Here is a 22377-nt window from a genome sequence, read left to right as displayed (position 1 = left end):
TGCCAGAAAAAATCCAAACAATGTAATAATGGTTGTAACAATTAAACCAATCGTTACTGGCAATAGGATTCTTCTTTCCAGTTCAAATGGGTCCACAGATTATAAGGGAGGGATCTATACAGATCTCCTCCCTTGTAAATTTTCTTAGTTGTATTGTACCTGTCAGTTTTTTTAATCTTCCTTAGGGATGACATATTTCGTAACATAAGAAGAACCGGAAAATATTTTCTGCTTTTCCACTCCGACATTTGTTTCTTTCTTTTCATGGGCTTTTTTAAAATCCTTTGATTTTTGCCATCTTTCAAATCCTTGTTCATTTTCCCAAAGAGTCAGAATGATATACGTATTGGAAGTCAAAGGTCGCAAAACCCGAATGGCCTCAAATCCCGGCTGGTTTTCAATCTTTCTCTGTCTGTTATTAAAACGGTACTCAAATACCGGCCTGCCTTCATCGGTGACAGGGATATGATTTAAAACGGCAAAACCTGCATTTTCAAAAGTGCCGGATGAATCAATGATTTCATATTTGCGTGGTTCTTTGAATACACTTTTACCTTCAGTTTCATGAATGAGTAAGGAATTCTCCGGATTTTGCATAAGAATGATATTTTCAAATGAATGTTTTTCTTTCAGAGCTTTTAAATAATCATATGTTCCAGACGTAATGTATAGGTTCAATTATTATCACCTCTTTGAATGATGTTCATGTTCTTTCATTATACATTTATGACACATAAATCAAACTTTTTTATCATGTAATGATCACATCCATTCTTCCATCGTTTCTCCGATTCGCTCAACCGTTCAACGTCGCTAAAATCACTTATTCTCCCATTTTGTAAGTTTATCTAACATGAATTATTTGATAATAACAAAATGTATGTGAGATTTCTTTACATAAATTAAGATTAACTTGCTGATGTTTTATACACTAAAGATACAGAGGATCTTATACAACCAAACAGGGCGGTGAGATGGATTGTTTCGATTGATGTTACAGTTTTTCATCATTCTGGCCTTACTCCTTATCGGAAATTCAATCACCAACTTTTTTCATTTGTCTGTTCCCGGAAGCATTATTGGGATGGTTCTCCTTCTAATCGTACTCAGCAGTGGACTTATAAAAATGAATTGGGTTTCTGACGTCGCTAATCTTCATTTAAAACATATGGTCTTGTTATTTATTCCGCCGATTATCGGAATTTTCTTTAGCTTGAGAATCCTTCAAGGTCAAAGCTGGAAACTTATTGTTGTTTTAATTATCAGCAGCCTGATTGGATTGGTTGGAATCGGGTATACAGCTGAAATTTATGAAAAGTTTTTTAAGGAGGAAGAAAAATGATCGCCTCAAATGTCGGATATACATTTTTCAGCACATTTATTACGTGGCTGGGCTATGTGCTAAGTCTAAAACTATTTAAGAAGTTTAATATGTTTTGGTTAAACCCTTTGTACTCAGCCACCATTTTGCTTATCTTGCTGATGGCTTTAGTGAAGGTTGATTATGAAAAGTATTTAAACGGTACTGGTTTGTTTTCACTTCTTCAAGGAACTGCAGTCGTATCGATGGCTGTTCCGCTTTACTTACATTGGCCTCTCTTAAAAAAATATTTCCGAAAAATATTTGTAAGCATTATGGTAGGAAGCATGCTCGGAATGTTGTTTGTCTGGTTATTTGCTAAAATTTTCGGATTGAAGGCAGAAGTTGTTGCATCCCTTATCCCAAAATCCGCTACCTTGCCAGTTGCTTTGTCTGTTTCAGAATCGCTAGGGGGAATTCCGTCTTTAACGGTGTTATTCGTTTTAGTCTCAGCTCTTTTTTCCCTCATTTTTGGTCCCGGGTTTTTAGAGCGGCTCAACATTAATAGTAAATTTGCAAAAGGTTTGACGATGGGTGCATGCGCTCAAGCACTCGGAGTAAACAAGTCATTTGAATGGGGAGAGGAAGCTGGAGCGATAGGGAGTGTAGGTATGACGGCATCTGCAGTTTTTATCTCGTTAATAATACCATTCTTGTCAATTTTGATTTAAAAAAAATGCAAAATAGGGTCAGACCCCCTGTTGTATTGGAGGGGTCTGACCCTTTGCTATTTGTGTCTCCCATTATCTTTATTTTATTTCATAAAATAACCGGGTGCGAAAATCGTCAAATTATTGACATTTTCTTATGTTATCTATACAAACATAGTAGAAAAGGCTATAGTGAAAACAGTCCATTATTTGAACGATTTTTAAAAAATTTTTTATTCCGCCCATTATATATTACAATATATTGACTGACACTTTTTGAAAGGTGGATTTCCCTGATGGCGAATCATTTTAACGATACATTCATACGAGCAGCGAGAGGTGAAAAAACTGATTATGTACCTGTTTGGTATATGCGGCAGGCAGGCCGGTCCCAGCCTGAATATAGGGCTTTAAAAGAAAAGTATTCATTATTTGAAATCACGCATCAGCCCGAATTATGTGCATATGTCACAAGGCTTCCTGTTGAACAGTATGATGTCGATGCTGCTATTTTATATAAAGATATTATGACACCGCTTCCTGCTATTGGAGTCGATGTAGAAATCAAATCAGGCATTGGCCCGGTTATTTCAAATCCAATTAAATCTCTTGCTGATGTTGAGAAACTTGGTGAAATCAATCCGGAAGAAGATGTTCCGTACGTTCTTGAAACGATTAAGATTTTAACACAAGAGCAATTGTCCGTTCCGTTGATTGGTTTTGCAGGTGCTCCATTTACACTTGCCAGTTATATGATTGAAGGCGGACCATCCAAAAACTATAACAAAACAAAAGCGTTCATGTATGCAGAGCCTAAAAGCTGGTTTGCTTTAATGGACAAGCTGGGAGAAATGACAATTGTATACGTAAAATCCCAAGTTAAAGCAGGAGCAAAAGCGATCCAGATTTTTGATTCCTGGGTGGGAGCTTTAAATGCGGAGGACTACCGCCATTTTATTAAACCTGTCATGAACAGGATTTTTTCTGCGTTAAGACAAGAAAATATTCCTCTTATCATGTTCGGGGTTGGAGCGAGCCACCTGGCAATGGAATGGAACGACCTTCCCCTTGATGTTGTTGGCCTGGACTGGCGCTTGCCTATCAATAACGCACGGGAAATGGGAATCACGAAGACAATTCAAGGTAATTTAGACCCTGCAGTTCTTTTAGCTCCATGGGAAGTAATCGAAGAAAGGGCGAAAGAGATTTTAGATCAGGGTATGATGCAGACTGGCTATATTTTTAATTTGGGACACGGTGTTTTCCCATCGGTCAACCCTGAAACCCTTAAACGTCTGACTGCGTTTATACATGAATACTCAAGAACGAAATTGGGAAATTAAATGCCTCTTTCTTATGTTGCAGTTGATAATTGCTTTTTAGGAAAATAGATATTTAAAGATTCGTAAGAAAAGGTGCTGACAAATGAAGAAAAAAATGGGATTGCTTGTAATGGCATACGGAACACCTTACAAGGAAGAAGATTTAGAACGCTATTATACACATATCCGCCGGGGCAGAAAGCCTTCGCAGGAAATGATAGATGATTTAAGAAGCCGATATAATGCGATCGGCGGAATTTCTCCGCTTGCGAAAATCACGAGGGAGCAGGCGGAAGAACTGGAAAAGCATTTAAACCGGATTCAATCCGAGTATGAGTTCAAAATGTATCTCGGCTTAAAGCATATTGAGCCTTTTGTTGAGGATGCAGTAAAACAAATGCATGAGGATGAAATTCAAGAAGCGGTAAGTATTGTGCTTGCTCCTCATTTTTCGACTTTCAGCGTCAAATCTTACAACGAGAGAGCAAAAGAAGAAGCAAAAAAGCTTGGCGGTCCAAACATTACATCCATTGAAAGCTGGTACAATGAACCAAAGTTTATTCAATATTGGGTAAAGAAAGTGAAGGAAACGTTTGAAAAGATGCCGGACGCTGAAAAAAATAATGCTTGCCTGATCGTTTCTGCCCACAGTTTGCCGGAAAAAATTCTAAACGCTGGTGATCCATACCCAAATCAGCTCAAGGAAACGGCAGATTTAATCGCTAGCCAGGCAGAGGTCAAAAATTATGAAATCGGCTGGCAAAGTGCAGGCAATACACCGGAACCGTGGCTGGGTCCTGATGTTCAAGATCTGACACGCGACCTTTATAATAAAAAAGGCTATCGTGCATTTGTTTATATTCCGGTTGGATTTGTATCAGAACATCTTGAGGTTTTGTATGACAACGACATAGAATGTAAAAATGTTACTGATGAGGTTGGAGCAAGTTACTATCGGCCTGAAATGCCAAATGAACAGCCTGAATTTATCGATGCGCTTGCAACGGTGGTTATGAAACATCTTAAATTAAATGACTGAAACTTAATGTAAAGAAGGCGATGAAACCGTGATGGATGAAAAACGCAAAGTTGTCATAATAGGCGGAGGCATTACGGGATTAACGGCTGCGTATTATTTGCAAAAGGAAGCAAGTGAAAAAGGCCTTCCAATCGAAGTAAAAATCATCGAAGCTACCCACAGGCTGGGAGGGAAAATGCAGACCGTTGTAAAAGACGGTTACATTATTGAACGAGGACCTGACTCATTTCTCGCTCGTAAACAAAGTGCATACCGACTGGCAAAAGAGGTTGGAATGGAAGATAAACTTGTAAACAATTCTGCCGGGAAATCTTTTGTATTGGCAAAAAATCGGCTGCATCCTATGCCGGGCGGTTCCATTATGGGGATCCCTACCCAGATTGCCCCGTTTATTACAACCGGTTTGTTTTCTGTCATAGGAAAGTTAAGAGCAGCAGCTGACTTTGTATTGCCGCGCTCGAATCCGGCAAAGGATCAATCGTTAGGCCAATTTTTCCGGCGCAGATTGGGAGATGAAGTAGTCGAAAACTTGATTGAGCCTCTATTATCAGGAATTTATGCGGGTGACATTGATCAGCTAAGTCTAATGGCAACATTCCCGCAGTTTTACGAGGTGGAACAAAAATATCGAAGTCTAATTCTTGGCATGAAAAAAGCGACCCCAGCCCAGCCTAAAAACCATGGGCAAAGCGGAAAATCAAAAGGGATCTTTTTCACCTTCACAACAGGCTTACAATCTTTTGCAGATGCCATTGAAACGAAATTAGAGCCTGGTTCTGTATTAAAAGGCATTAAAGTTGAATCGGTAACGAAAAATGATAATGGATATGAGCTTAAGCTGAATAATGGGCAACTGATTTTTGCGGACAGTATCGTTTCTGCTGTCCCGCATCAGGTGCTGCCTTCGGTTTTTTCGGAATATGAATTTTTTGACATCCTTAAGGAAATGCCATCTACTTCTGTAGCTACAGTCGCCCTTGCATTTCCGAAAGAAGCAATCGAAAAAGATATTGACGGAACTGGATTTGTTGTGTCACGAAAAAATGACTACACAATAACGGCGTGTACATGGACACATAAGAAGTGGCCACATACAACTCCTGAAGGAAAAGTGCTTCTGCGCTGTTACGTTGGCAGAGCCGGTGATGAAACAGTAGTTGATCTTTCTGATGATCAGATTATCAAAATTGTCCTTGATGACTTAGATAAGATTATGAATATTACTGATGAGCCGGAGTTTGCTGTTATTTCGCGCTGGAAAGAAGCTATGCCTCAATATACGATAGGCCACAAACAAAGGATAGAAAACATTAAACGTTATGTTGCTGAAGAACTTCCTGGTCTGTTTCTTGCCGGCAGTTCATTTGAAGGGCTCGGCCTTCCAGATTGTATCGATCAAGGGGAAGCGGCGGTTGAAAAAGTGTTGTCCTTTTTAAAATTACATAAAAAAACGAAAACGGCTGTCCATTAAAGGCGGCCGTTTTTAAATAGAAATTAATTGATTTTTAAGAGAAAACCTGTTATTCTTTTATACATATTCTTACTAACTGACTAAAATGTTCATTTAGTCACTCTTGCGGGAGGAAAATACGAATGGATCGAAAGCAGCTAATTATTGAAGCGGCGACTAAATCGTTTTCTTTGTTCGGTTATAAAGCAACAACGATGGATCAGGTTGCAAAACTTGCCAACGTTGGAAAAGGAACGATTTATACTTTTTTTAAGAATAAAGAGGAATTATTTGATGAAATTATCTCTACATTGATAAAGGAAATGAAAAGTGCTGCAGAGAGTTCGTTTGATCCGTCTCTTTCGTTCCATGAAAATGTTCATCGTGCTCTTTTTAAAATCCTCGAATTTCGGCGAAAGCACCAGCTCACGATTAAACTTTATGAAGAAGGAAAAGAGATGGGAACACCCGCGGTTATGGATGTTATGGAAAAAATGGAGACCGCAATTTTAAATTATATAAAGGAGAAGGTTGTTTCGGCTATTGAAACAGGGCAAATAAAGAAATGCGATCCTGAGTTAACGGCTTTCGTCATGTTGAAACTGTACATTGCACTAATCTTTGATTGGGAAAAGAAACATGAGCCGCTGGATAAGGAAGAAATCGCAGAGCTGTTTGAGCAATATATTTTTAAAGGATTATCGAATTAGGTAGTCCTTCTTTTTAGACATGAAATGACTAAATGAACAAAATAGTCAATCATTATTCGGAGGCTAAAGGGATGAAAAATTTTTTATTAAAAAAAGAGTTTTCGGCTATTATTAAGAACAAAAAACTTCTGATCCCAATAATTTCCGTCTTATTTATTCCTATTATATACAGCGGCATGTTTTTATGGGCTTTTTGGGACCCGTATGCACATTTAGATAACCTTCCTGTGGCCGTTGTCAACGAAGACAAGGGGGCAATGTTTGAGGGGGAAGAATTAAATCTTGGTGATGAGTTAGTATCGAAACTGAAAGATAAGAAAGATTTTAATTTTATATTTGTTGAAAAAGAGGAAGGGTATAAGAAGCTTGAGGATCAGGAATATTACATGCTTGTAGAAATTCCAGATGACTTTTCGAAAAACGCAACGACTTTAATGAATGAAAATCCGAAGAAATTGGATCTCATTTATGTTCCAAATGAAAGCTATAACTTTTTATCTGCTCAAATTGGCGAAAATGCTATGGTGAGAATAAAGGCTTCATTATCAAAAGAGATAATCGAAACGTATGCAGAGACAATGTTTGATAAAGTTGCAAAGCTTTCAGATGGAATGAAGACAGCTAGTGATGGTGCTAAGAAATTAAGTGACGGTGCTAAGGAGCTAAGCAGTGGTTCTAAAACATTTCATGAAAGTCTTGTTACATTAGCTGAAAAATTAATTCAATTTAATAATGGCATGAAAGAAGCAAATGAAGGGTCTAAAGAAGTTGCAGATGGAGCTACTTCCTTATCATCCGGTCTGTCGCAGCTGTTGGAAGGGCATCGAAAACTGCATAATGCGGCAAATGAATTGAAGACCGGTTCTGAATCGCTCGCTTCAGGGATGAGCCAAGCAAACGCCGGGATTCAAAAGGCTGAACGGAGGATTCCACAATTGGTAAGTGGGACAGAAAAGCTGCAAACAGGTGCAAAAACTTTTTCGTGTTTATTAAAGCATTGGCAAACCGGAGCTGAAAGTGCAGCCCAGGGTGCTAAGAAATTAAATGAAGGAACTGTGTTATTGGAAAGTAATTTGAAAAGTATTATGCCAATGCTGCCTCCGGAGCAGAAACAGTCACTGGAAGCAGCTTTGAACAGCTTAAAACAAGGAAGTGCGGAATTAGCAAATGGCACTGGCCAGCTCGCAAGCTCAGCGGGTCAGTTGGCAGCTGGCGCCGATACATTGACACAGCAGCTTGGAGTATTAAAATCAGGACAGGAGCAGCTGCAAATTGGGATGACGCAACTTGCTGAAGCAGGGACAGAGCTGGAAAAAGGAGCCAATAAGATTGCGGCCGGCCAGAAAGAGTTTGTGTCAGGAATGTCTGCTTTTGGAGAGAAAATTACTGAGGCAAAAGATGGATCTGTTCGGTTAGCCAAAGGTGCATCCAAATTGACCGGAGGAGTGAATCAGCTTACTGAAGGATCGAGCCAATTGGTTGACGGTTCCGGTAAGCTTGAAGAGGGAGCACAGAAGATTGCTGATGGCAATTCAAAGATTTTTAAAGGCAACATTGAACTGTCCGGAAAACTGGCAAATGGTGCTAAAAAGGCTTCATCCGTCGATGCTGATGAAAAAACATACAATATGATGGCAGAACCCGTAAAAGTAAAAAATGAAAAATTGAATGAAGTGCCAAACTATGGTACAGGTTTTGCTCCATATTTCTTATCGCTTGGTTTATTCGTCGGCGCGCTAGTATTAACAATTGTTTATCCGATAAGAGAACCGGCAGCCGTACCGAGAAATGGTTTAAGCTGGTTTTTCGGTAAGTTTGGAATAATGGCTGCTGCCGGAATTATTCAAGCTCTCATTTCAGATATTATTTTGCTTGGAGTTTTAGGGCTTGATGTAAAAAGCCTTCCGTTATTTGTGCTCTTTTCTGTTATAACAAGTCTTGCGTTTGTTACGCTGATTCAATTTTTTGTAACATTGTTTGGAGATCCTGGACGATTTATCGCGATTATTATTCTCATTCTTCAATTAACAACAAGTGCCGGTACGTTCCCGCTTGAATTGATTCCTGATTTCTTGCAGCCATTCAATGCGTTCCTGCCTATGACATATTCGGTAGCAGGATTTAAGGCTGTCATCTCAAGCGGAAACTTCAGCTTCATGTGGGAAAACTTCATGATACTGCTCATATACGCACTTATCTTTATGGTCGGCACACTTGCATACTTTAACGCAATGCACAAGCGCCGCTTTATCGCTGTAAAGTAGCGCGGGACAGGCCCGCTTCGCTTTAAAGCGGTAAAGTGAATGTGAATATTTTGAAATTAAGAAGGAACCAGTCGTAGAATTGCAACTGGTTCCTTTTTTTGGTATTAATTTTTTTCTTATTGAAAGGGAGGATGGATGGAGTGAAATTGAGGGAGATTTCACTCGCTTCTAAGAGAAACATGGATTTATAAGTTACTAAGAATGCAAGATTAGTAGATTACATATCGAACAAGCCTAAACATTTTTCACATTTATTTCCGTAACATTCATGCTGCTCTTCAATCGTTTCACCACAGTCAGTACACTTTTTTGGCGGCAAATTTTTGAAGAATTCTACGATGCTTTCAATCATGCAGCAGTCCTCCTGTCAGTGAGATGAAGTTTTCGAATTCGTTGTTGTTAATGTAATTGTATTATAACAGATTCATAAAGTCAATTACTGTTTTAAAACAAATTTTATAAAAAATGAAAAAATAAACTTTATCGTTTATAGTTGAAGTAGGTGTAAATTGATATGAAGGAGGAAGGGCGTGTGAAATTAACAGTTATAGGATGCTGGGGGGGCTATCCGAAAGCAAATGAAGCAAGCACCGGTTACTTGCTTGAACATAATGGTTTTCATTTGCTGATTGATTGCGGAAGCGGCGTATTATCAAAACTGCAAACAATGATCGAACCGGAAACGTTAGATGCAGTTATTATCTCGCATTATCATTCAGATCATATTGCAGATATCGGGGTCCTTCAGCATGCAAGGCTGATCCAGGGTCTATTAGGAAAGAATATGGACAATTTGCCAATCTATGCACATTCATTAGATCAACAGGAGTTTCAAAAATTAACGTATAAAAATATTTCAAAAGGAATTGCTTATAACCCTGAAGAAACGCTGACTGTTGGACCGTTTACCATTCGTTTTTTATTAACGGATCATCCGGTCCCATGCTATGCCATGCGGATTGAGGCAGATGGAAAATCAATTGTCTACACTGCAGATACTTCCTTTAAAGAGGAATTTGTTCCTTTTGCAAAAGAAGCAGATGTGCTTCTCTGTGAATGCAATTTATATAAAAACCAGAATGGAAAAAATGCCGGGCATATGAACAGTCATGATGCAGGAACACTTGCAAAATTATCCAATGTGCAAAAATTGGTTCTTACTCACCTTCCACACTTTGGAGAGATCGACCAATTAAAGGAAGAAGCTGCTGAAATGTTTTCAGGCAATATCAGTCTGGCGGGCGAAGGCTTAACAATTACCTTATAATATTTGGGGTCTGGCCCTCAATACGTTAAAGCTTTAAAGTGATGAGGGCCAGACCCCGACCCCATAAATGGAGGGAGACGGTATGAAGGTTGTTTTGGCAGAGGTTAGCAATTTTGTTGCGACGGTGACGATTAATCGTAAAGATGCTCTGAATGCATTTAACTATGAAACTCTTAACGAACTTCAAGGCGTTGTGGAACAATTGCGGATCGATCCGGAAGTGCGCGTCGTTATTTTTACCGGTGCCGGAGAAAAAGCGTTCAGCGTTGGGGCTGATTTAAAAGAAAGAAAAACACTGTCAGATGCAGAGGTTAAGCGAAATATTTATAAAATCAATGAAGTATTTAACGCGATAGACCAGCTTCCACAGCCAACAATTGCCGCCATCAATGGATATGCTTTTGGCGGGGGCATGGAGTTAGCTCTCGCATGCGATTTTCGGATTGCGGCGAAAGGTATTTCAATGGGATTGACTGAAACAAGCCTTGCCATCATCCCGGGAGCGGGCGGAACACAAAGGCTTCCCCGTTTAATTGGCCAGGCAAAAGCACTTGAGCTGATCCTCACTGCAAAACGCCTTACTGCAGATGAAGCGAAAGAATACGGTCTCTTATACAAAGTCACAGAAAAAGAATCGCTTTTGTCTGAGTGCAGAAAGCTGGCGGATTTATTGCTTGCAAATGGGCCGGTTGCTTTACAGCAGGCGAAATTTGCAATTAAAAACGGGATGAATGCTGACTTGCAAACCGGACTGCAAATTGAAAGAAAAGCATACGAAGCAACGATTCCGACAGAAGACAGGCTCGAAGCTCTTCAGGCATTCAATGAAAAAAGAAAACCAAACTTTAAAGGAAAATAATTTGAGGCTGTCTCAAAAGCCTAAGGGTCAGACCACTAGCCTTGCATAAAAGTAAATAAATTCAATATTTTACTTTATTTAACATAATCTTTTTTAATCTAGATGCAAAAAAGGCTAACTCCATTTAAGTTAGCCTTTTTTGTCCCATTTATTTGAATTTATGTATATTAATTGTAATTTATACTTCGTTTATTATTTTTCCTTTTTTGGCTTTATCATTGCTACTTTTTCTGCAAAAACTAAGTCTTCTTCCTTTTTTTTAGGTACTTTTTGTCGCCCTTTTGATGTCCTTGTACACCTTCGATTCAGTTCTTTTTCAAATTCCTGCCAAGATAAATGTAAATAGGTTCGGATTAACCGCAGTACTCCCCATATTGTTTTTTTCGTTTGTGTCTTTAGTTTTATTTGTAGTACTAGCCCATAGGCAATCAGCGAAAGAAACATCTGATTCCAGATTCCTTGGGGTTTTGTACTCCAAATTTTGGTTGAACGAAGATGTTGTTTAATCCATCTAAAGAAGATCTCAATCGCCCACCGATGACGGTAGATTTCCATTATTTGTTCAGGCGGTAAGTCAAAGCGTGTGGTAATAATTCGGTATAGATGTCCTTCTTCATCAAAAAATTCGACGAGACGTACCGGGTGCAATTTCTCGTTCGAGGTTACACCAATCTTTACTGTCGCATCCATACGAATCAACGGATGGTTTAAAATTTTTCTATCGAGATAGATTACCTTGTGCTGCTCTTTAATTCTTACAATGAAAGAAATACCACGTTCCGCCCAGTTATTGATTTTTTTATGAGAAGCATATCCACGATCCATGACGTAAGTTGAATCAGATTCAACCACAAGGAAGTCGGAACCTTCAAAATCACTGACATTTCCAGTTGATGGAATAATTTGGTCTGGAAAAGCAATGTCTGGAGAAGCTACCACTAAACGGGTGTGCATTTTTACCTGAGTAGAATTTTTTGATACATAAGCCCAGTTAGCTAACTGTTCAGGCAGCTTAAAGGAAGAAGAGTCAATTATGGCTAATCTCCCAATTCCCTTTGGTAGACCAGATAAATTTCTAGTTTGAATTTCAATATCTTTGACCACTCGAAAAAAAAGATCTTGTACCCATTCAGTTGGTAATTCATTTATCCTACGGCTTAGTTGTGAACCACTTATGCTTTCTAAATTTAGGCTTTTCATGAGGTCTTTATCAGCCCGTAATTTCTCCTCTATATCAGTATATGAGCTCCAATTACCCAGCTGAGCAGCAACAAAAATTTTTACAAGGGCATCAGCTCTTAATTTTTTTTGATCATAGTTTAAAAGAGGACAGGAAAGCTTTTCCGTAGATAAAAGGGAAAAACATTGACGAACAACAGATGGTTGAGCTATATTTACATTGCTCATGATAAAAACTCCTTTGTAGAAAACTTGTTGATGGGACAACAAGCTAACAATTCTACAATAGGAGTTTTTTTCTTTTTAGTAAACCTTTTTTTATTTTCCTGAATTTGTAACCTTTGCAAGGCTAGTGGGGTCAGACCCCATATCACAATATATAGGACATAATGTTAGATAAATGTGCTATATATTGATAAATGCACATGGGGTCAGACCCTTATGAGACAGCCTCTTCTTTTTGACAAAAAAACAGCAAATTTTCGATTCATTTTCAATAAAATTCTAAAAATTATATAAAAAGGGTTGTAAAGCAGAATGTTTTACCTATATAATTTAGTGAATAAAAGCTTAAAAGTGACAGAGCTTAAAAGCGTAAAAGCGATAAAATTAAACATAAAGACCATTATCATTTTATGAGGGGGATATAAATGAAAAGAGGTTTAAAAGCAATTGCTGCAGCTGCACTGTTTAGCAGTTTAATTTTAAGCGCTTGTGGAACAAACGAAAAGACAAATGAAGATGCAAAAGAAACAGGGAAAAAGGATAAAGTATTCAAGGTCGGGGTAACCCAAATTGTCGAACATCCTTCTCTTGATGCCGCATATGAAGGTTTTAAGAAAGCATTGGAAGATAAAGGGCTAAAGGTCGAATACGATGTTCAAATTGCCCAAGGAGACCAAAACAATAACCAGACGATTGCAAATAATTTTGTCAGTGACGGCGTTGATTTAATTTTTGCGAATTCTACTCAGAGTGCGCAAGGAGCATTAAATGCAACGAAAGAAATTCCTATTGTATTTACTTCAGTTACAGATCCGGTCGGAGCAGGTCTTGTTAAATCAATGGATGAACCGGGGGAAAATATTACAGGGACCACTGATACACATCCTGATGCCATTCCGAATACGGTCAAATTCATCACTGAAAATTTCAAAGGAAAGAATGTCGGTGTTATCTATAATGCCGGTGAACAGAACTCCGTATCACAAATTAAAATTGTAAAAAACGCATTAAAGAAAACAAAATTTAAACTCGTTGAAGCTACCGTTTCCACTTCCTCTGAGGTTAAGCAAGCAGCTGAATCACTCGTAGGAAAAGCAGATGCCATTTATATTATTACCGACAATACGGTTGTTTCAGCATTAGAATCCGTCATTAAAGTGGCTAATGACAATGATATACCACTATTTGTAGGTGAGCTTGATTCAGTGAAACGGGGCGGTTTTGCCGCTTACGGATTTGATTATTTTGATATCGGCTATGAAGCTGGCGAGATGGCGGCCAAAATATTGAATGGAGAGAAGAAACCGAGCGAGCTGCCTGCCCAATATCCGCAAAAGCTAAAACTATTAATCAATAAAAAAGCAGCAAAAGAGATGAACATTGAAATAAAAGAAGAATGGAAAAACATCGCTGAGTTTACAGAATAGACTGTAGAAAACGCAGTCTTAGAAAGGAAGAATAATATGGCTACCGCAATTTTTGGCTCTATAGAAGCAGGTGCCATGTACGCACTGATGGCTTTAGGGGTTTACCTCTCATTTAGAATATTGGATTTTCCGGATTTAACGGTTGACGGAAGCTTTGTCACCGGAGCATCCGTAGCGGCGGTATTAATTGTCGACGGCGTCAATCCTTTTATCTCAACGGCTGCTGCATTGCTGGTTGGCTTTCTTGCCGGCTGCGTGACAGGGCTTCTCCATACAAAAGGGAAAATTAACGCCTTGCTCTCAGGTATTTTAATGATGATTGCCCTATATTCGATCAATCTTCGAATAATGGGGAAATCTAACGTTCCGCTTCTTGCGGAAGATACGGTCATGACAATTATTACAGATTTCTGGAAGAGCCTTGGCATTGACGATGCGTTGAACGGAATCGGTTTCGTTCCTAAAACGTGGGGCATTCTAATCGTCATGCTTATCTTAGCTTTCATCGTAAAATTTTTAATTGATCTGTTCTTAAAAACAGATCTTGGACTTGCCCTTAGAGCTACAGGGGACAATGAAACAATGATCCGCAGCCTTGCAGCAAATACCGACTTTTTAAAAGTGCTCGGGCTCGGCTTATCCAATGCGCTAGTTGCATTTTCCGGTGCGTTGATTGCTCAGTACAACGGATTTAGCGATGTTGGCATGGGGATCGGCATGATCGTGATTGGTCTTGCTTCTGTCATTATCGGTGAAGCGGTGTTCGGTGCTAAAAATGTAGTAAGAGCCACGCTGGCTGTTATTGGAGGTGCAATCCTCTATCGGATTATTGTCACCCTTGCATTAAGAGTGAAATTTCTCGAAACAGGAGATATGAAATTAATTACCGCTTTAATCGTGATAACAGCATTAATTGTTCCGAAAATATTGGAACAACAAAAAGAAAAACAGCGTAAGAAAAGAAGGCTGCTTGAAGCAAAGCAAAAAGAAGCATATGTGACAAAAAAGCGTGGTGATGATCTTGCTGCAATTAAAACAGATTTATAAAGTTTTTAACGAAGGAACACCAGACGAAAAAATTGCCCTTAATATGGTTAATTTGAATTTATCACCCGGGGATTTTGTAACGGTAATCGGAAGCAACGGGGCCGGCAAATCTACTTTAATGAATGTAATTTCTGGCAAGCTTGTTCCTGATTTAGGGGAAGTATGGATTGATGGGAAAGACATTACCTTTGAAAAAGAGCACAAACGTGCCAAATGGATCGGCCGCGTTTTCCAGGATCCAATGGCAGGTACTGCACCATCGATGACAATTGAAGAAAATCTTGCCATCGCATATGCAAGAACAGCCACACGAGGACTTGGAAGAGGCGTTTCAAAAAAACGGAGGGAATTTTTTAAAGAAAAACTTGAAAGCCTTCATCTCGGTTTGGAAAACAGGCTTCAGGCAAAAGCAGGCCTGTTATCAGGCGGGGAAAGGCAGGCGCTGTCATTGTTAATGGCAACCTTTACCGAACCTAAAATTCTCCTCCTTGATGAACATACGGCAGCTCTTGACCCAGCGAGAGCTGAACTTATTACGGAACTGACAAAACAGATTGTCAAAGAATACAATTTGACAACGATTATGGTGACGCATAATATGCAGCAGGCCCTTGAGCTCGGAAATCGTTTGATTATGATGGATAAAGGCCAGATTATTTTCGAAGCGAATTCTGAAGAAAAACAATCTTTGACCGTTGAAAAGCTTTTGCAAGAGTTCCAGCGGATCCGCGGTGAAAAGATGTCGAGCGACAGAGCTGTATTAATTTAAATAAAAAAAGGGGCTGACTCTTAAGGGTCTGACTTCCTCCAACAATAACAATTTATAGAAAGGCTTTATTAGTCATTATCTATATATTGTATTGGAGGCGTCTGACCCACTAGCCTTGCATAAAAGTAAATAAATTCAATATTTTACTTTATTTAACATAATCTTTTTTAATCTAGATGCAAAAAAGGCTAACTCCATTTAAGTTAGCCTTTTTTGTCCCATTTATTTGAATTTATGTATATTAATTGTAATTTATACTTCGTTTATTATTTTTCCTTTTTTGGCTTTATCATTGCTACTTTTTCTGCAAAAACTAAGTCTTCTTCCTTTTTTTTAGGTACTTTTTGTCGCCCTTTTGATGTCCTTGTACACCTTCGATTCAGTTCTTTTTCAAATTCCTGCCAAGATAAATGTAAATAGGTTCGGATTAACCGCAGTACTCCCCATATTGTTTTTTTCGTTTGTGTCTTTAGTTTTATTTGTAGTACTAGCCCATAGGCAATCAGCGAAAGAAACATCTGATTCCAGATTCCTTGGGGTTTTGTACTCCAAATTTTGGTTGAACGAAGATGTTGTTTAATCCATCTAAAGAAGATCTCAATCGCCCACCGATGACGGTAGATTTCCATTATTTGTTCAGGCGGTAAGTCAAAGCGTGTGGTAATAATTCGGTATAGATGTCCTTCTTCATCAAAAAATTCGACGAGACGTACCGGGTGCAATTTCTCGTTCGAGGTTACACCAATCTTTACTGTCGCATCCATACGAATCAACGGATGGTTTAAAATTTTTCTATCGAGATAGATTACCTTGTGCTGCTCTTTAATTCTTACAATGAAAGAAATACCACGTTCCGCCCAGTTATTGATTTTTTTATGAGAAGCATATCCACGATCCATGACGTAAGTTGAATCAGATTCAACCACAAGGAAGTCGGAACCTTCAAAATCACTGACATTTCCAGTTGATGGAATAATTTGGTCTGGAAAAGCAATGTCTGGAGAAGCTACCACTAAACGGGTGTGCATTTTTACCTGAGTAGAATTTTTTGATACATAAGCCCAGTTAGCTAACTGTTCAGGCAGCTTAAAGGAAGAAGAGTCAATTATGGCTAATCTCCCAATTCCCTTTGGTAGACCAGATAAATTTCTAGTTTGAATTTCAATATCTTTGACCACTCGAAAAAAAAGATCTTGTACCCATTCAGTTGGTAATTCATTTATCCTACGGCTTAGTTGTGAACCACTTATGCTTTCTAAATTTAGGCTTTTCATGAGGTCTTTATCAGCCCGTAATTTCTCCTCTATATCAGTATATGAGCTCCAATTACCCAGCTGAGCAGCAACAAAAATTTTTACAAGGGCATCAGCTCTTAATTTTTTTTGATCATAGTTTAAAAGAGGACAGGAAAGCTTTTCCGTAGATAAAAGGGAAAAACATTGACGAACAACAGATGGTTGAGCTATATTTACATTGCTCATGATAAAAACTCCTTTGTAGAAAACTTGTTGATGGGACAACAAGCTAACAATTCTACAATAGGAGTTTTTTTCTTTTTAGTAAACCTTTTTTTATTTTCCTGAATTTGTAACCTTTGCAAGGCTAGTGCGTCTGACCCTTTGCTTATGAGTCAGCCCCTTTTTTGCTTTCTAATGGGGTATATACCCTTCTTGTTTATGAAAAATCATTTGGCGATTGCGCTTTTTACGGATAGTACATAACTAACTGAAATCGTACCATTTCTGTTCCCGGGTTGGTGTAGGTATGCTGTCTGTTGGCAGTAAAACGGATTGAGCTCCCCGCATTTACGAGATATTTCTCGCTGTTAATTTTCAATTCAAGGCATCCGGACATGACGGTAATATTTTCTTCAATTCCTTCATTATGCGGGTCTGATACATGCTGGCATCCGGGATCAAGTTCGATTATATAAATCTCAAATTTTTTTCGCGGGTCGAAAGGAAAAATTGAATACACCCGGTACTCACCGTTATTCTCAATAACTGGATCAACATCTTTCATTGAAACAAGAACGATTTCTGATGGTTCTTCCCGAATAAGAGAGGAAAAAGAAACTTGAAGGCCCGTGGCAATTTTCCAAAGGGTTGTAACGGTAGGGCTTGATTCGCCACGCTCAATCTGGCCAAGCATAGCTTTGCTCACACCGGTGGCTTCTGCTGCACTATCAAGGCTTAATCCTCGGGTTTTACGTATCATTTTTAAATTTTCCGCAATTATTTTTTGAATATTTTCCATTTTTCCCTCCGTAAACGTTGTATACTATAACGCACATATGTATAATAAATTAAAAAAGTATAAATAATTTATAATTATTAAATATTTTATCTTCATTATGGATAGTTTACAATTTTTTAGGCGGTGAGGTAATGGCTGAATTAATTTTTAGCAAGCAATTATCTGAATTTAGGAAGGGGATTCAAGAGGGCATCAGCATTGCAATTGGATACTTTCCGATTGCCTTGACTTTTGGACTTCTAGCTAAAACCAGCGGTTTGACAGCAGGCGAAACGATCATGATGAGCCTGCTTGTATATGCCGGTGCCTCCCAATATATGTCACTAAGTCTTATATCAATGGGAACGGGAATATTTGAAATTGTGTTGACAACCTTTATTGTGAATATTAGGCATTTTCTCATGGCGGCTTCGTTGAATGAAAAAAGTGAGGACGATCATATTCTAAATAAAGTGATTTATTCTTTTGGTATTACAGATGAAACATTTTCTGTCGCGGCAACAAAAGATGGTATTGTAACGACAGGTTATTTATTCGGTTTGTTTTCAATCTCTTATGCAAGCTGGGTTATTAATTCCGGAATTGGCCATGTTATTGGAGCGAGCCTTCCGCAAACTTTGCAGGAGAGCATGTCGGTCGCTCTTTATGCGATGTTTATCGGTCTTCTCGTACCCTCAATGAAAAAGAGTGTCAAAGTTATCTTTTTAGCCGCCCTGGCTGCGATCTTTAATAGTATCTTTGCATATACAAAATTTCTTTCATCGGGATGGGCGATTGTTTTGGCGACACTTTTATCGGCTGTCATAATCGAGGCAATTTATACATGGAGAGGCAAATTGAGGAGGAATTTGATTGAAAACTGATATTATTTGGATGATCATCGGAATGGGAATTGTCACTTATATCCCGCGAATGCTTCCGTTTGTCTTATTTAAAGGAAAAGAGCTCCCGGCATTTCTAAAGGGGGTTCTTAGAAATGTTCCATATGCTGCTCTTGGAGCACTTATTTTTCCTGGAATCTTATTTATTCAGGATGACATGTTGTACGGCGTGGTCGGTGCGGCAGCTGCCTGTATTGCAGCATTCCTTGGTGCAAATGTTGTTGCAGTTGTTCTTGGATCGATTGCCGTTCTAACAATTTATTCGTTCTTTATTTAATATGTTCTTTTCAAAAATCCCTTTTGCTTATGAATCAGCCCTTATATCATGAAATTAATATTTAGTTCTAATCAACAAATTTTTAACTAAACTAATTATGAAGGGGTTGGACAATAAGGGGGGATTTTAGTTGGCAAGAAAAATCGGCTTTTACGCCGTTGTGGCATATGCGGTATATGGAATGTTTTTTTATTGGTATTTGTTTTATTTTGCCGATACGAGCCTGCCGTTTGAATATGAGGGATCCAGGGCTGACCCGGCAACTTTTTTAAATGGACGGGAACTCATGTTAACGGAGGAATATTCGAAAGTCAGGAATCTGCTTTTTTTCCTTTCTACGCCTCTTGAATGGCTGCTCTACACATTAATATTAGTATCGGGTCTGTCGAAAGCTTTTAAGCGCTGGGCTGAACAGTCTGCGAAAATAAAATTTGTCCAGACAGCCATTTATTTGTTCTGGCTATCTTTATTTGCTTTTATTGGTACTTTCCCGCTAAATTTTATAAGCTATTCTTTGTCGAAAAGCTATCATATTTCTGTCCAGACTTTCAACTCGTGGATCAAGGAAGAACTAATTGATTTTTGGATTAATTACGGTATTATGCTGATCATCGTAACGGTATTGTACTGGCTTACTAATAAAAGCCGAAAAAGATGGTGGCTTTATGCATGGCTTTTATCCGTTCCGTTTACTTTGTTTATGATGTTTCTTCGGCCTGTCGTGATTGATCCGCTCTACAATGATTTTTATCCGCTAAAAAATAAAGAGCTCGAAGCGAAAATTCTTTCCATGGCAGAGCAAGCAAATATCCCTTCCGAGCATGTATTCGAAGTCAATATGGCCCAAAAAACGACCGCCCTGAATGCTTATGTAACCGGAATTGGCTCCAATTCGAGGATTGTCCTTTGGGATACGACATTAAACCTGCTGAATGAAAAGCAAATATTATTTATTATGGCCCATGAAATGGCCCACTATGTGAAAAAGCACTTGTATATTGGAATTGCCGGCTATTTGCTTCTTTCTTTAGCGGGTCTGTACATTACTTCAAAAGCAATGAACATGGCAATAAGGCGATGGGGAAATGATTTAAAAATTTCTCAAGTAAACGACATCGCGTCTTTGCCGCTTATTTTATTGATTGTATCAATATTGATGTTTGCATCCAGTCCGCTGTCCAACGTTTTGTCGCGCTATCAGGAAAAACAGGCGGATCAATACGCCATCGAAATGACAAGAGATCCAGCCGCTGCGATTTCCACTTTTCAGGAGTTAACACGTGCGGGGCTCAGCCAAGTCAACCCGCCGCTATTAGTAAAAATCTTTCGATATGAGCACCCAACGATGCTTGAACGTATTTCGGCCATGGAAGATTACGAAATTAAACAAAAAAGCAAAACAAATATGGGGCTGTCTCAAAAGCCTAAGGGTCAGACCCCATAACACAATATATAGGATATAATGTTGGATAAATATGCTATATATTGATAATGCACATGGGGTCAGACCCTTATGAGACAGCCCCTTTATTAAAAGGCTCTTTTCGCAGATATTGTTGCTATTGCAGTGTTAGTGCTGTGGTATTTTTGCAAAAGTATCTTTTTATTAAGAGGTAAGCTGCATGTTTGGCGGTTTTTTTAGGAAAGTATGATTTGAAATGAAGATACTAAAAAATAACTGCCAGCGGAAATATTCGAAGAATTTTTCAGTGGGGAATGGTTTAATCAGAAGAAAGGCGCAAAGCAAGCCCCCTTCGGAAAATGGAGGGGGAAATTAATATTAATTCACTTGAAGCGGGAATCAAGTGCCGAAGCGTTTGTTTAATTCTTTTAATTGCTCAGACAATTGGAGGAATGCAGGACGGTCTCTGTTATCAATTGCCTCATCAATAAGTTTTAACAGCTTATCTTTCTCTGCCTGTAATAATACTTCCGATAGGAGCATTTCAATGTACAGGTCTTGAATAAACATTTCTTTCTCCTTTTTACGGTTCATCGCACCGAGTTTCATTAGTTCTGTGTAGGACTTTTCATTCATGAAAAATCACCTCTGCTGCCTTTTTAATATTATATGGAATAATTGAGATTTAATCAACGAAATTTTTTAAATTTTTAAATAAGTATTTTTGGTGTTAAAATAATTTTAAAAATATAAAAAATATTTATAAAGTATGAGAGAAAATTGGAAATTTTATGGTATGATATGGGAAAGACATAAAAAGGAGATGAAAATATGATCAAACAAAGGAAACCGCTTATAGAAGAATATGAAATTAATCCATGTACGATGATGATTATGCCAATCGAATATGGCAGTAAACTATACTCGCGAATATTTGAAATTGATGAAGAATATATATCCCCTTTTAAACCGATCGAGATTATTAAAAAGAGCTGCATTTATTTTGGGGCAAGCTACGAAGGCAGAAAAGAAGCGACTAAAACACTGATAGGGATTACTCATAAAGTTCCTATAGCCATTTCCTCACATAATTTCATTAATTTTTTTCCAACAACTTCACCGAATAACCCCGAGTGCATGTGGATTTCTTATGAGCATGTTGTTTTTCATGAAAAAGCCGATTCAAAACATACAAATGTCACTTTCAGTAATAAAAATATTTATACACTTCCCGTTTCCTTCAATTCATTTGAAAACCAGCTATTAAGGACGGCGCTCCTTAAAACGAAAACGATGCAGAGAATGGAGGAGACTGAGAGAAAAGCGATGTATTATTTTCATGGACCGCGCTATTTTGAGTCGTCTGAGAGAAACGGCGAATATGGCAGGTACATGAACCGCAAAAATTAGCTTTTTCCGGCGCCTTGCCGTTTGTGAAATGTTACGGCTTGAGGCGCTCGGCATTTGTGGGTGATTGTCCGCGATCAGATCCTTCCAGTTTGTTTTCGTTTTTGAAAAAATGCCGCTTAAATAAATAATATTCCATCAGTTCTTGCACTTTGTTCCGTATCCTCGGGTTAAAGTAGCTATGATGCTCTTCATATCCTTTATATAAAAACATGTACATTGTAAAAGCATCATCCCGCTTTAACTCTTCAACTTTCAGCTTGTTCTTCTTCATATACCGCTTAACCTCTGCCAGTTCTTTTTGAATGGCTTTCATTGTTTCTTCAATTAATTCAAGGTACGGTTTTCTTAATTTAAAAGGGCTGTTTTCGACGACCACAAGATCTCGGTTTAAAACTGTTAATACCATCGGCAAATAAATAGCCTGTTCCATCATATTTCGATCTTCCTCAGGAATTCTTGTCATAATCGCCATGCTCCTTACACCCGAATAAGAACATATGTTTGTATTGATATATTACTCAAAAAAACGCTCGAAAACAAGAGGAAATTTTTACAGTCAATTTTGTTTCCATGAAGCGGGAAG

At 38.4% G+C, this 22377-nt stretch carries 23 protein-coding genes and 1 pseudogene; 16 read left to right on the top strand and 8 right to left on the bottom strand.

Annotation, left to right across the window (positions count from 1 at the left end; all coding sequences use genetic code 11):
- Window positions 1-15 precede the first annotated feature (15 nt).
- Both PB1_RS17990 and PB1_RS03135 read right to left on the bottom strand, forming a co-directional pair.
- Window positions 16-96 (bottom strand): annotated as a pseudogene (locus PB1_RS17990) (MFS transporter); the annotation flags it as partial.
- A gap of 75 nt (window positions 97-171) precedes the next feature.
- Window positions 172-678: an antibiotic biosynthesis monooxygenase family protein gene (locus PB1_RS03135; protein ID WP_003350714.1), complete on the bottom strand. Its 507-nt coding sequence runs from the start codon at window positions 676-678 to the stop codon at window positions 172-174.
- 301 nt (window positions 679-979) lie between these two features.
- Here PB1_RS03135 and PB1_RS03130 point away from each other — a divergent pair, with 301 nt between their 5' ends.
- The 7 genes from PB1_RS03130 (at window position 980) to PB1_RS03100 (ending at window position 8795) form a co-directional block, all read left to right on the top strand.
- Window positions 980-1342, top strand: coding sequence for a CidA/LrgA family protein (locus PB1_RS03130; protein ID WP_003350712.1), 363 nt, complete (start codon window positions 980-982; stop codon window positions 1340-1342).
- Entirely contained in the window at window positions 1339-2031 is a 693-nt protein-coding gene (locus tag PB1_RS03125) for an LrgB family protein (RefSeq protein ID WP_003350711.1), read from the top strand. Before PB1_RS03130 ends, PB1_RS03125 begins: the two co-directional genes overlap by 4 nt.
- Before the next feature lie 275 nt (window positions 2032-2306).
- Window positions 2307-3353 (top strand): uroporphyrinogen decarboxylase, encoded by a 1047-nt coding sequence (gene hemE, locus PB1_RS03120; RefSeq protein WP_003350709.1) that lies wholly within the window; start codon window positions 2307-2309, stop codon window positions 3351-3353.
- 82 nt (window positions 3354-3435) lie between these two features.
- Window positions 3436-4371 (top strand): ferrochelatase, encoded by a 936-nt coding sequence (gene hemH / locus PB1_RS03115; RefSeq protein ID WP_003350708.1) that lies wholly within the window; start codon window positions 3436-3438, stop codon window positions 4369-4371.
- 31 nt (window positions 4372-4402) lie between these two features.
- Window positions 4403-5842 (top strand): protoporphyrinogen oxidase, encoded by a 1440-nt coding sequence (hemY, locus tag PB1_RS03110; protein ID WP_003350707.1) that lies wholly within the window; start codon window positions 4403-4405, stop codon window positions 5840-5842.
- 116 nt (window positions 5843-5958) lie between these two features.
- The gene (locus tag PB1_RS03105) at window positions 5959-6531 is read left to right on the top strand and encodes a TetR/AcrR family transcriptional regulator (RefSeq protein ID WP_238533092.1); all 573 of its coding nucleotides are present in this window, start codon (window positions 5959-5961) and stop codon (window positions 6529-6531) included.
- 71 nt (window positions 6532-6602) lie between these two features.
- Window positions 6603-8795, top strand: coding sequence for a YhgE/Pip domain-containing protein (locus tag PB1_RS03100; RefSeq protein ID WP_003350705.1), 2193 nt, complete (start codon window positions 6603-6605; stop codon window positions 8793-8795).
- Between the two features lie 217 nt (window positions 8796-9012).
- Here PB1_RS03100 and yhfH read toward each other — a convergent pair whose 3' ends face one another.
- Window positions 9013-9147 carry a protein YhfH gene (gene yhfH, locus PB1_RS16775; protein WP_003350703.1) on the bottom strand — a complete coding sequence of 45 codons (135 nt, stop codon included), beginning with the start codon at window positions 9145-9147 and terminating at the stop codon, window positions 9013-9015.
- A 180-nt stretch (window positions 9148-9327) separates the two neighbouring features.
- Here yhfH and PB1_RS03095 point away from each other — a divergent pair, with 180 nt between their 5' ends.
- Window positions 9328-10062, top strand: coding sequence for an MBL fold metallo-hydrolase (locus tag PB1_RS03095; protein ID WP_003350702.1), 735 nt, complete (start codon window positions 9328-9330; stop codon window positions 10060-10062).
- A gap of 82 nt (window positions 10063-10144) precedes the next feature.
- The gene (locus PB1_RS03090) at window positions 10145-10921 is read left to right on the top strand and encodes an enoyl-CoA hydratase-related protein (RefSeq protein WP_003350700.1); all 777 of its coding nucleotides are present in this window, start codon (window positions 10145-10147) and stop codon (window positions 10919-10921) included.
- A gap of 192 nt (window positions 10922-11113) precedes the next feature.
- Here the strand turns inward: PB1_RS03090 and PB1_RS03085 are convergent, their stop codons facing one another.
- Entirely contained in the window at window positions 11114-12328 is a 1215-nt protein-coding gene (locus tag PB1_RS03085; protein WP_003350293.1) for an IS4 family transposase, read from the bottom strand.
- Window positions 12329-12750: 422 nt separating this feature from the next.
- Here PB1_RS03085 and PB1_RS03080 point away from each other — a divergent pair, with 422 nt between their 5' ends.
- From PB1_RS03080 to PB1_RS03070, 3 genes are read left to right on the top strand one after another with little or no spacing between them, the layout of a single operon-like run.
- On the top strand, window positions 12751-13752 hold the full coding sequence (locus tag PB1_RS03080) for an ABC transporter substrate-binding protein (RefSeq protein ID WP_003350699.1): 1002 nt from the start codon (window positions 12751-12753) through the stop codon (window positions 13750-13752).
- Window positions 13753-13788: 36 nt separating this feature from the next.
- Complete coding sequence (locus PB1_RS03075) at window positions 13789-14799, top strand: ABC transporter permease (RefSeq protein WP_003350698.1); 1011 nt, start codon at window positions 13789-13791, stop codon at window positions 14797-14799.
- Window positions 14774-15568, top strand: coding sequence for an ABC transporter ATP-binding protein (locus PB1_RS03070; protein ID WP_003350697.1), 795 nt, complete (start codon window positions 14774-14776; stop codon window positions 15566-15568). Before PB1_RS03075 ends, PB1_RS03070 begins: the two co-directional genes overlap by 26 nt.
- A gap of 266 nt (window positions 15569-15834) precedes the next feature.
- Here the strand turns inward: PB1_RS03070 and PB1_RS03065 are convergent, their stop codons facing one another.
- Together PB1_RS03065 and PB1_RS03060 are read right to left on the bottom strand one after the other, a co-directional pair.
- Window positions 15835-17049: an IS4 family transposase gene (locus tag PB1_RS03065; protein ID WP_003350293.1), complete on the bottom strand. Its 1215-nt coding sequence runs from the start codon at window positions 17047-17049 to the stop codon at window positions 15835-15837.
- Between the two features lie 223 nt (window positions 17050-17272).
- Window positions 17273-17824 carry a helix-turn-helix domain-containing protein gene (locus tag PB1_RS03060; protein WP_003350696.1) on the bottom strand — a complete coding sequence of 184 codons (552 nt, stop codon included), beginning with the start codon at window positions 17822-17824 and terminating at the stop codon, window positions 17273-17275.
- A gap of 131 nt (window positions 17825-17955) precedes the next feature.
- Between PB1_RS03060 and PB1_RS03055 the strand changes: the two genes are divergently transcribed.
- The 3 genes from PB1_RS03055 (at window position 17956) to PB1_RS03045 (ending at window position 20426) form a co-directional block, all read left to right on the top strand.
- A complete protein-coding gene (locus tag PB1_RS03055) occupies window positions 17956-18687 on the top strand; it encodes an AzlC family ABC transporter permease (RefSeq protein WP_003350695.1) in 732 nt (243 codons plus the stop codon).
- Window positions 18677-18982, top strand: coding sequence for an AzlD domain-containing protein (locus PB1_RS03050; RefSeq protein ID WP_003350694.1), 306 nt, complete (start codon window positions 18677-18679; stop codon window positions 18980-18982). The genes PB1_RS03055 and PB1_RS03050 overlap by 11 nt, the downstream gene beginning before the upstream one ends.
- Window positions 18983-19112: 130 nt before the next feature.
- Window positions 19113-20426: a M48 family metallopeptidase gene (locus PB1_RS03045; protein WP_003350692.1), complete on the top strand. Its 1314-nt coding sequence runs from the start codon at window positions 19113-19115 to the stop codon at window positions 20424-20426.
- 357 nt (window positions 20427-20783) lie between these two features.
- Here PB1_RS03045 and PB1_RS03040 read toward each other — a convergent pair whose 3' ends face one another.
- Complete coding sequence (locus tag PB1_RS03040; RefSeq protein ID WP_003350690.1) at window positions 20784-21020, bottom strand: IDEAL domain-containing protein; 237 nt, start codon at window positions 21018-21020, stop codon at window positions 20784-20786.
- Window positions 21021-21215: 195 nt separating this feature from the next.
- Here PB1_RS03040 and PB1_RS03035 point away from each other — a divergent pair, with 195 nt between their 5' ends.
- A complete protein-coding gene (locus tag PB1_RS03035) occupies window positions 21216-21794 on the top strand; it encodes a competence protein ComK (RefSeq protein WP_003350689.1) in 579 nt (192 codons plus the stop codon).
- 31 nt (window positions 21795-21825) lie between these two features.
- On the opposite strand, the gene PB1_RS03030 is transcribed toward PB1_RS03035, so the two are convergent.
- On the bottom strand, window positions 21826-22257 hold the full coding sequence (locus PB1_RS03030; protein ID WP_003350688.1) for a YhjD family protein: 432 nt from the start codon (window positions 22255-22257) through the stop codon (window positions 21826-21828).
- Window positions 22258-22377: the final 120 nt, after the last annotated feature.

Origin of the sequence: Bacillus methanolicus PB1 (genome assembly GCF_000262755.1) — a bacterium.
Lineage (GTDB): Bacteria > Bacillota > Bacilli > Bacillales > Cytobacillaceae > Bacillus_Z > Bacillus_Z methanolicus.
The sequence above is the reverse complement of the archived record's forward strand: the minus strand, read 5'-3'. Positions and strand labels throughout refer to the sequence as shown.

What these genes read in the sequence shown, in the direction of transcription:
- PB1_RS03055 (WP_003350695.1), top strand. Translation starts at nt 17,956, where the DNA reads ATGGCTGAATTAATTTTTAGCAAGCAATTATCTGAATTTAGGAAGGGG.
- PB1_RS03100 (WP_003350705.1), top strand. Translation starts at nt 6,603, where the DNA reads ATGAAAAATTTTTTATTAAAAAAAGAGTTTTCGGCTATTATTAAGAAC.
- PB1_RS03060 (WP_003350696.1), bottom strand. Translation starts at nt 17,824, where the DNA reads ATGGAAAATATTCAAAAAATAATTGCGGAAAATTTAAAAATGATACGT.
- PB1_RS03040 (WP_003350690.1), bottom strand. Translation starts at nt 21,020, where the DNA reads ATGAATGAAAAGTCCTACACAGAACTAATGAAACTCGGTGCGATGAAC.
- PB1_RS03035 (WP_003350689.1), top strand. Translation starts at nt 21,216, where the DNA reads ATGATCAAACAAAGGAAACCGCTTATAGAAGAATATGAAATTAATCCA.
- PB1_RS03080 (WP_003350699.1), top strand. Translation starts at nt 12,751, where the DNA reads ATGAAAAGAGGTTTAAAAGCAATTGCTGCAGCTGCACTGTTTAGCAGT.
- PB1_RS03125 (WP_003350711.1), top strand. Translation starts at nt 1,339, where the DNA reads ATGATCGCCTCAAATGTCGGATATACATTTTTCAGCACATTTATTACG.
- PB1_RS03030 (WP_003350688.1), bottom strand. Translation starts at nt 22,257, where the DNA reads ATGACAAGAATTCCTGAGGAAGATCGAAATATGATGGAACAGGCTATT.
- hemY (WP_003350707.1), top strand. Translation starts at nt 4,403, where the DNA reads ATGGATGAAAAACGCAAAGTTGTCATAATAGGCGGAGGCATTACGGGA.
- hemE (WP_003350709.1), top strand. Translation starts at nt 2,307, where the DNA reads ATGGCGAATCATTTTAACGATACATTCATACGAGCAGCGAGAGGTGAA.
- PB1_RS03085 (WP_003350293.1), bottom strand. Translation starts at nt 12,328, where the DNA reads ATGAGCAATGTAAATATAGCTCAACCATCTGTTGTTCGTCAATGTTTT.
- PB1_RS03075 (WP_003350698.1), top strand. Translation starts at nt 13,789, where the DNA reads ATGGCTACCGCAATTTTTGGCTCTATAGAAGCAGGTGCCATGTACGCA.
- PB1_RS03065 (WP_003350293.1), bottom strand. Translation starts at nt 17,049, where the DNA reads ATGAGCAATGTAAATATAGCTCAACCATCTGTTGTTCGTCAATGTTTT.
- hemH (WP_003350708.1), top strand. Translation starts at nt 3,436, where the DNA reads ATGAAGAAAAAAATGGGATTGCTTGTAATGGCATACGGAACACCTTAC.
- yhfH (WP_003350703.1), bottom strand. Translation starts at nt 9,147, where the DNA reads ATGATTGAAAGCATCGTAGAATTCTTCAAAAATTTGCCGCCAAAAAAG.
- PB1_RS03090 (WP_003350700.1), top strand. Translation starts at nt 10,145, where the DNA reads ATGAAGGTTGTTTTGGCAGAGGTTAGCAATTTTGTTGCGACGGTGACG.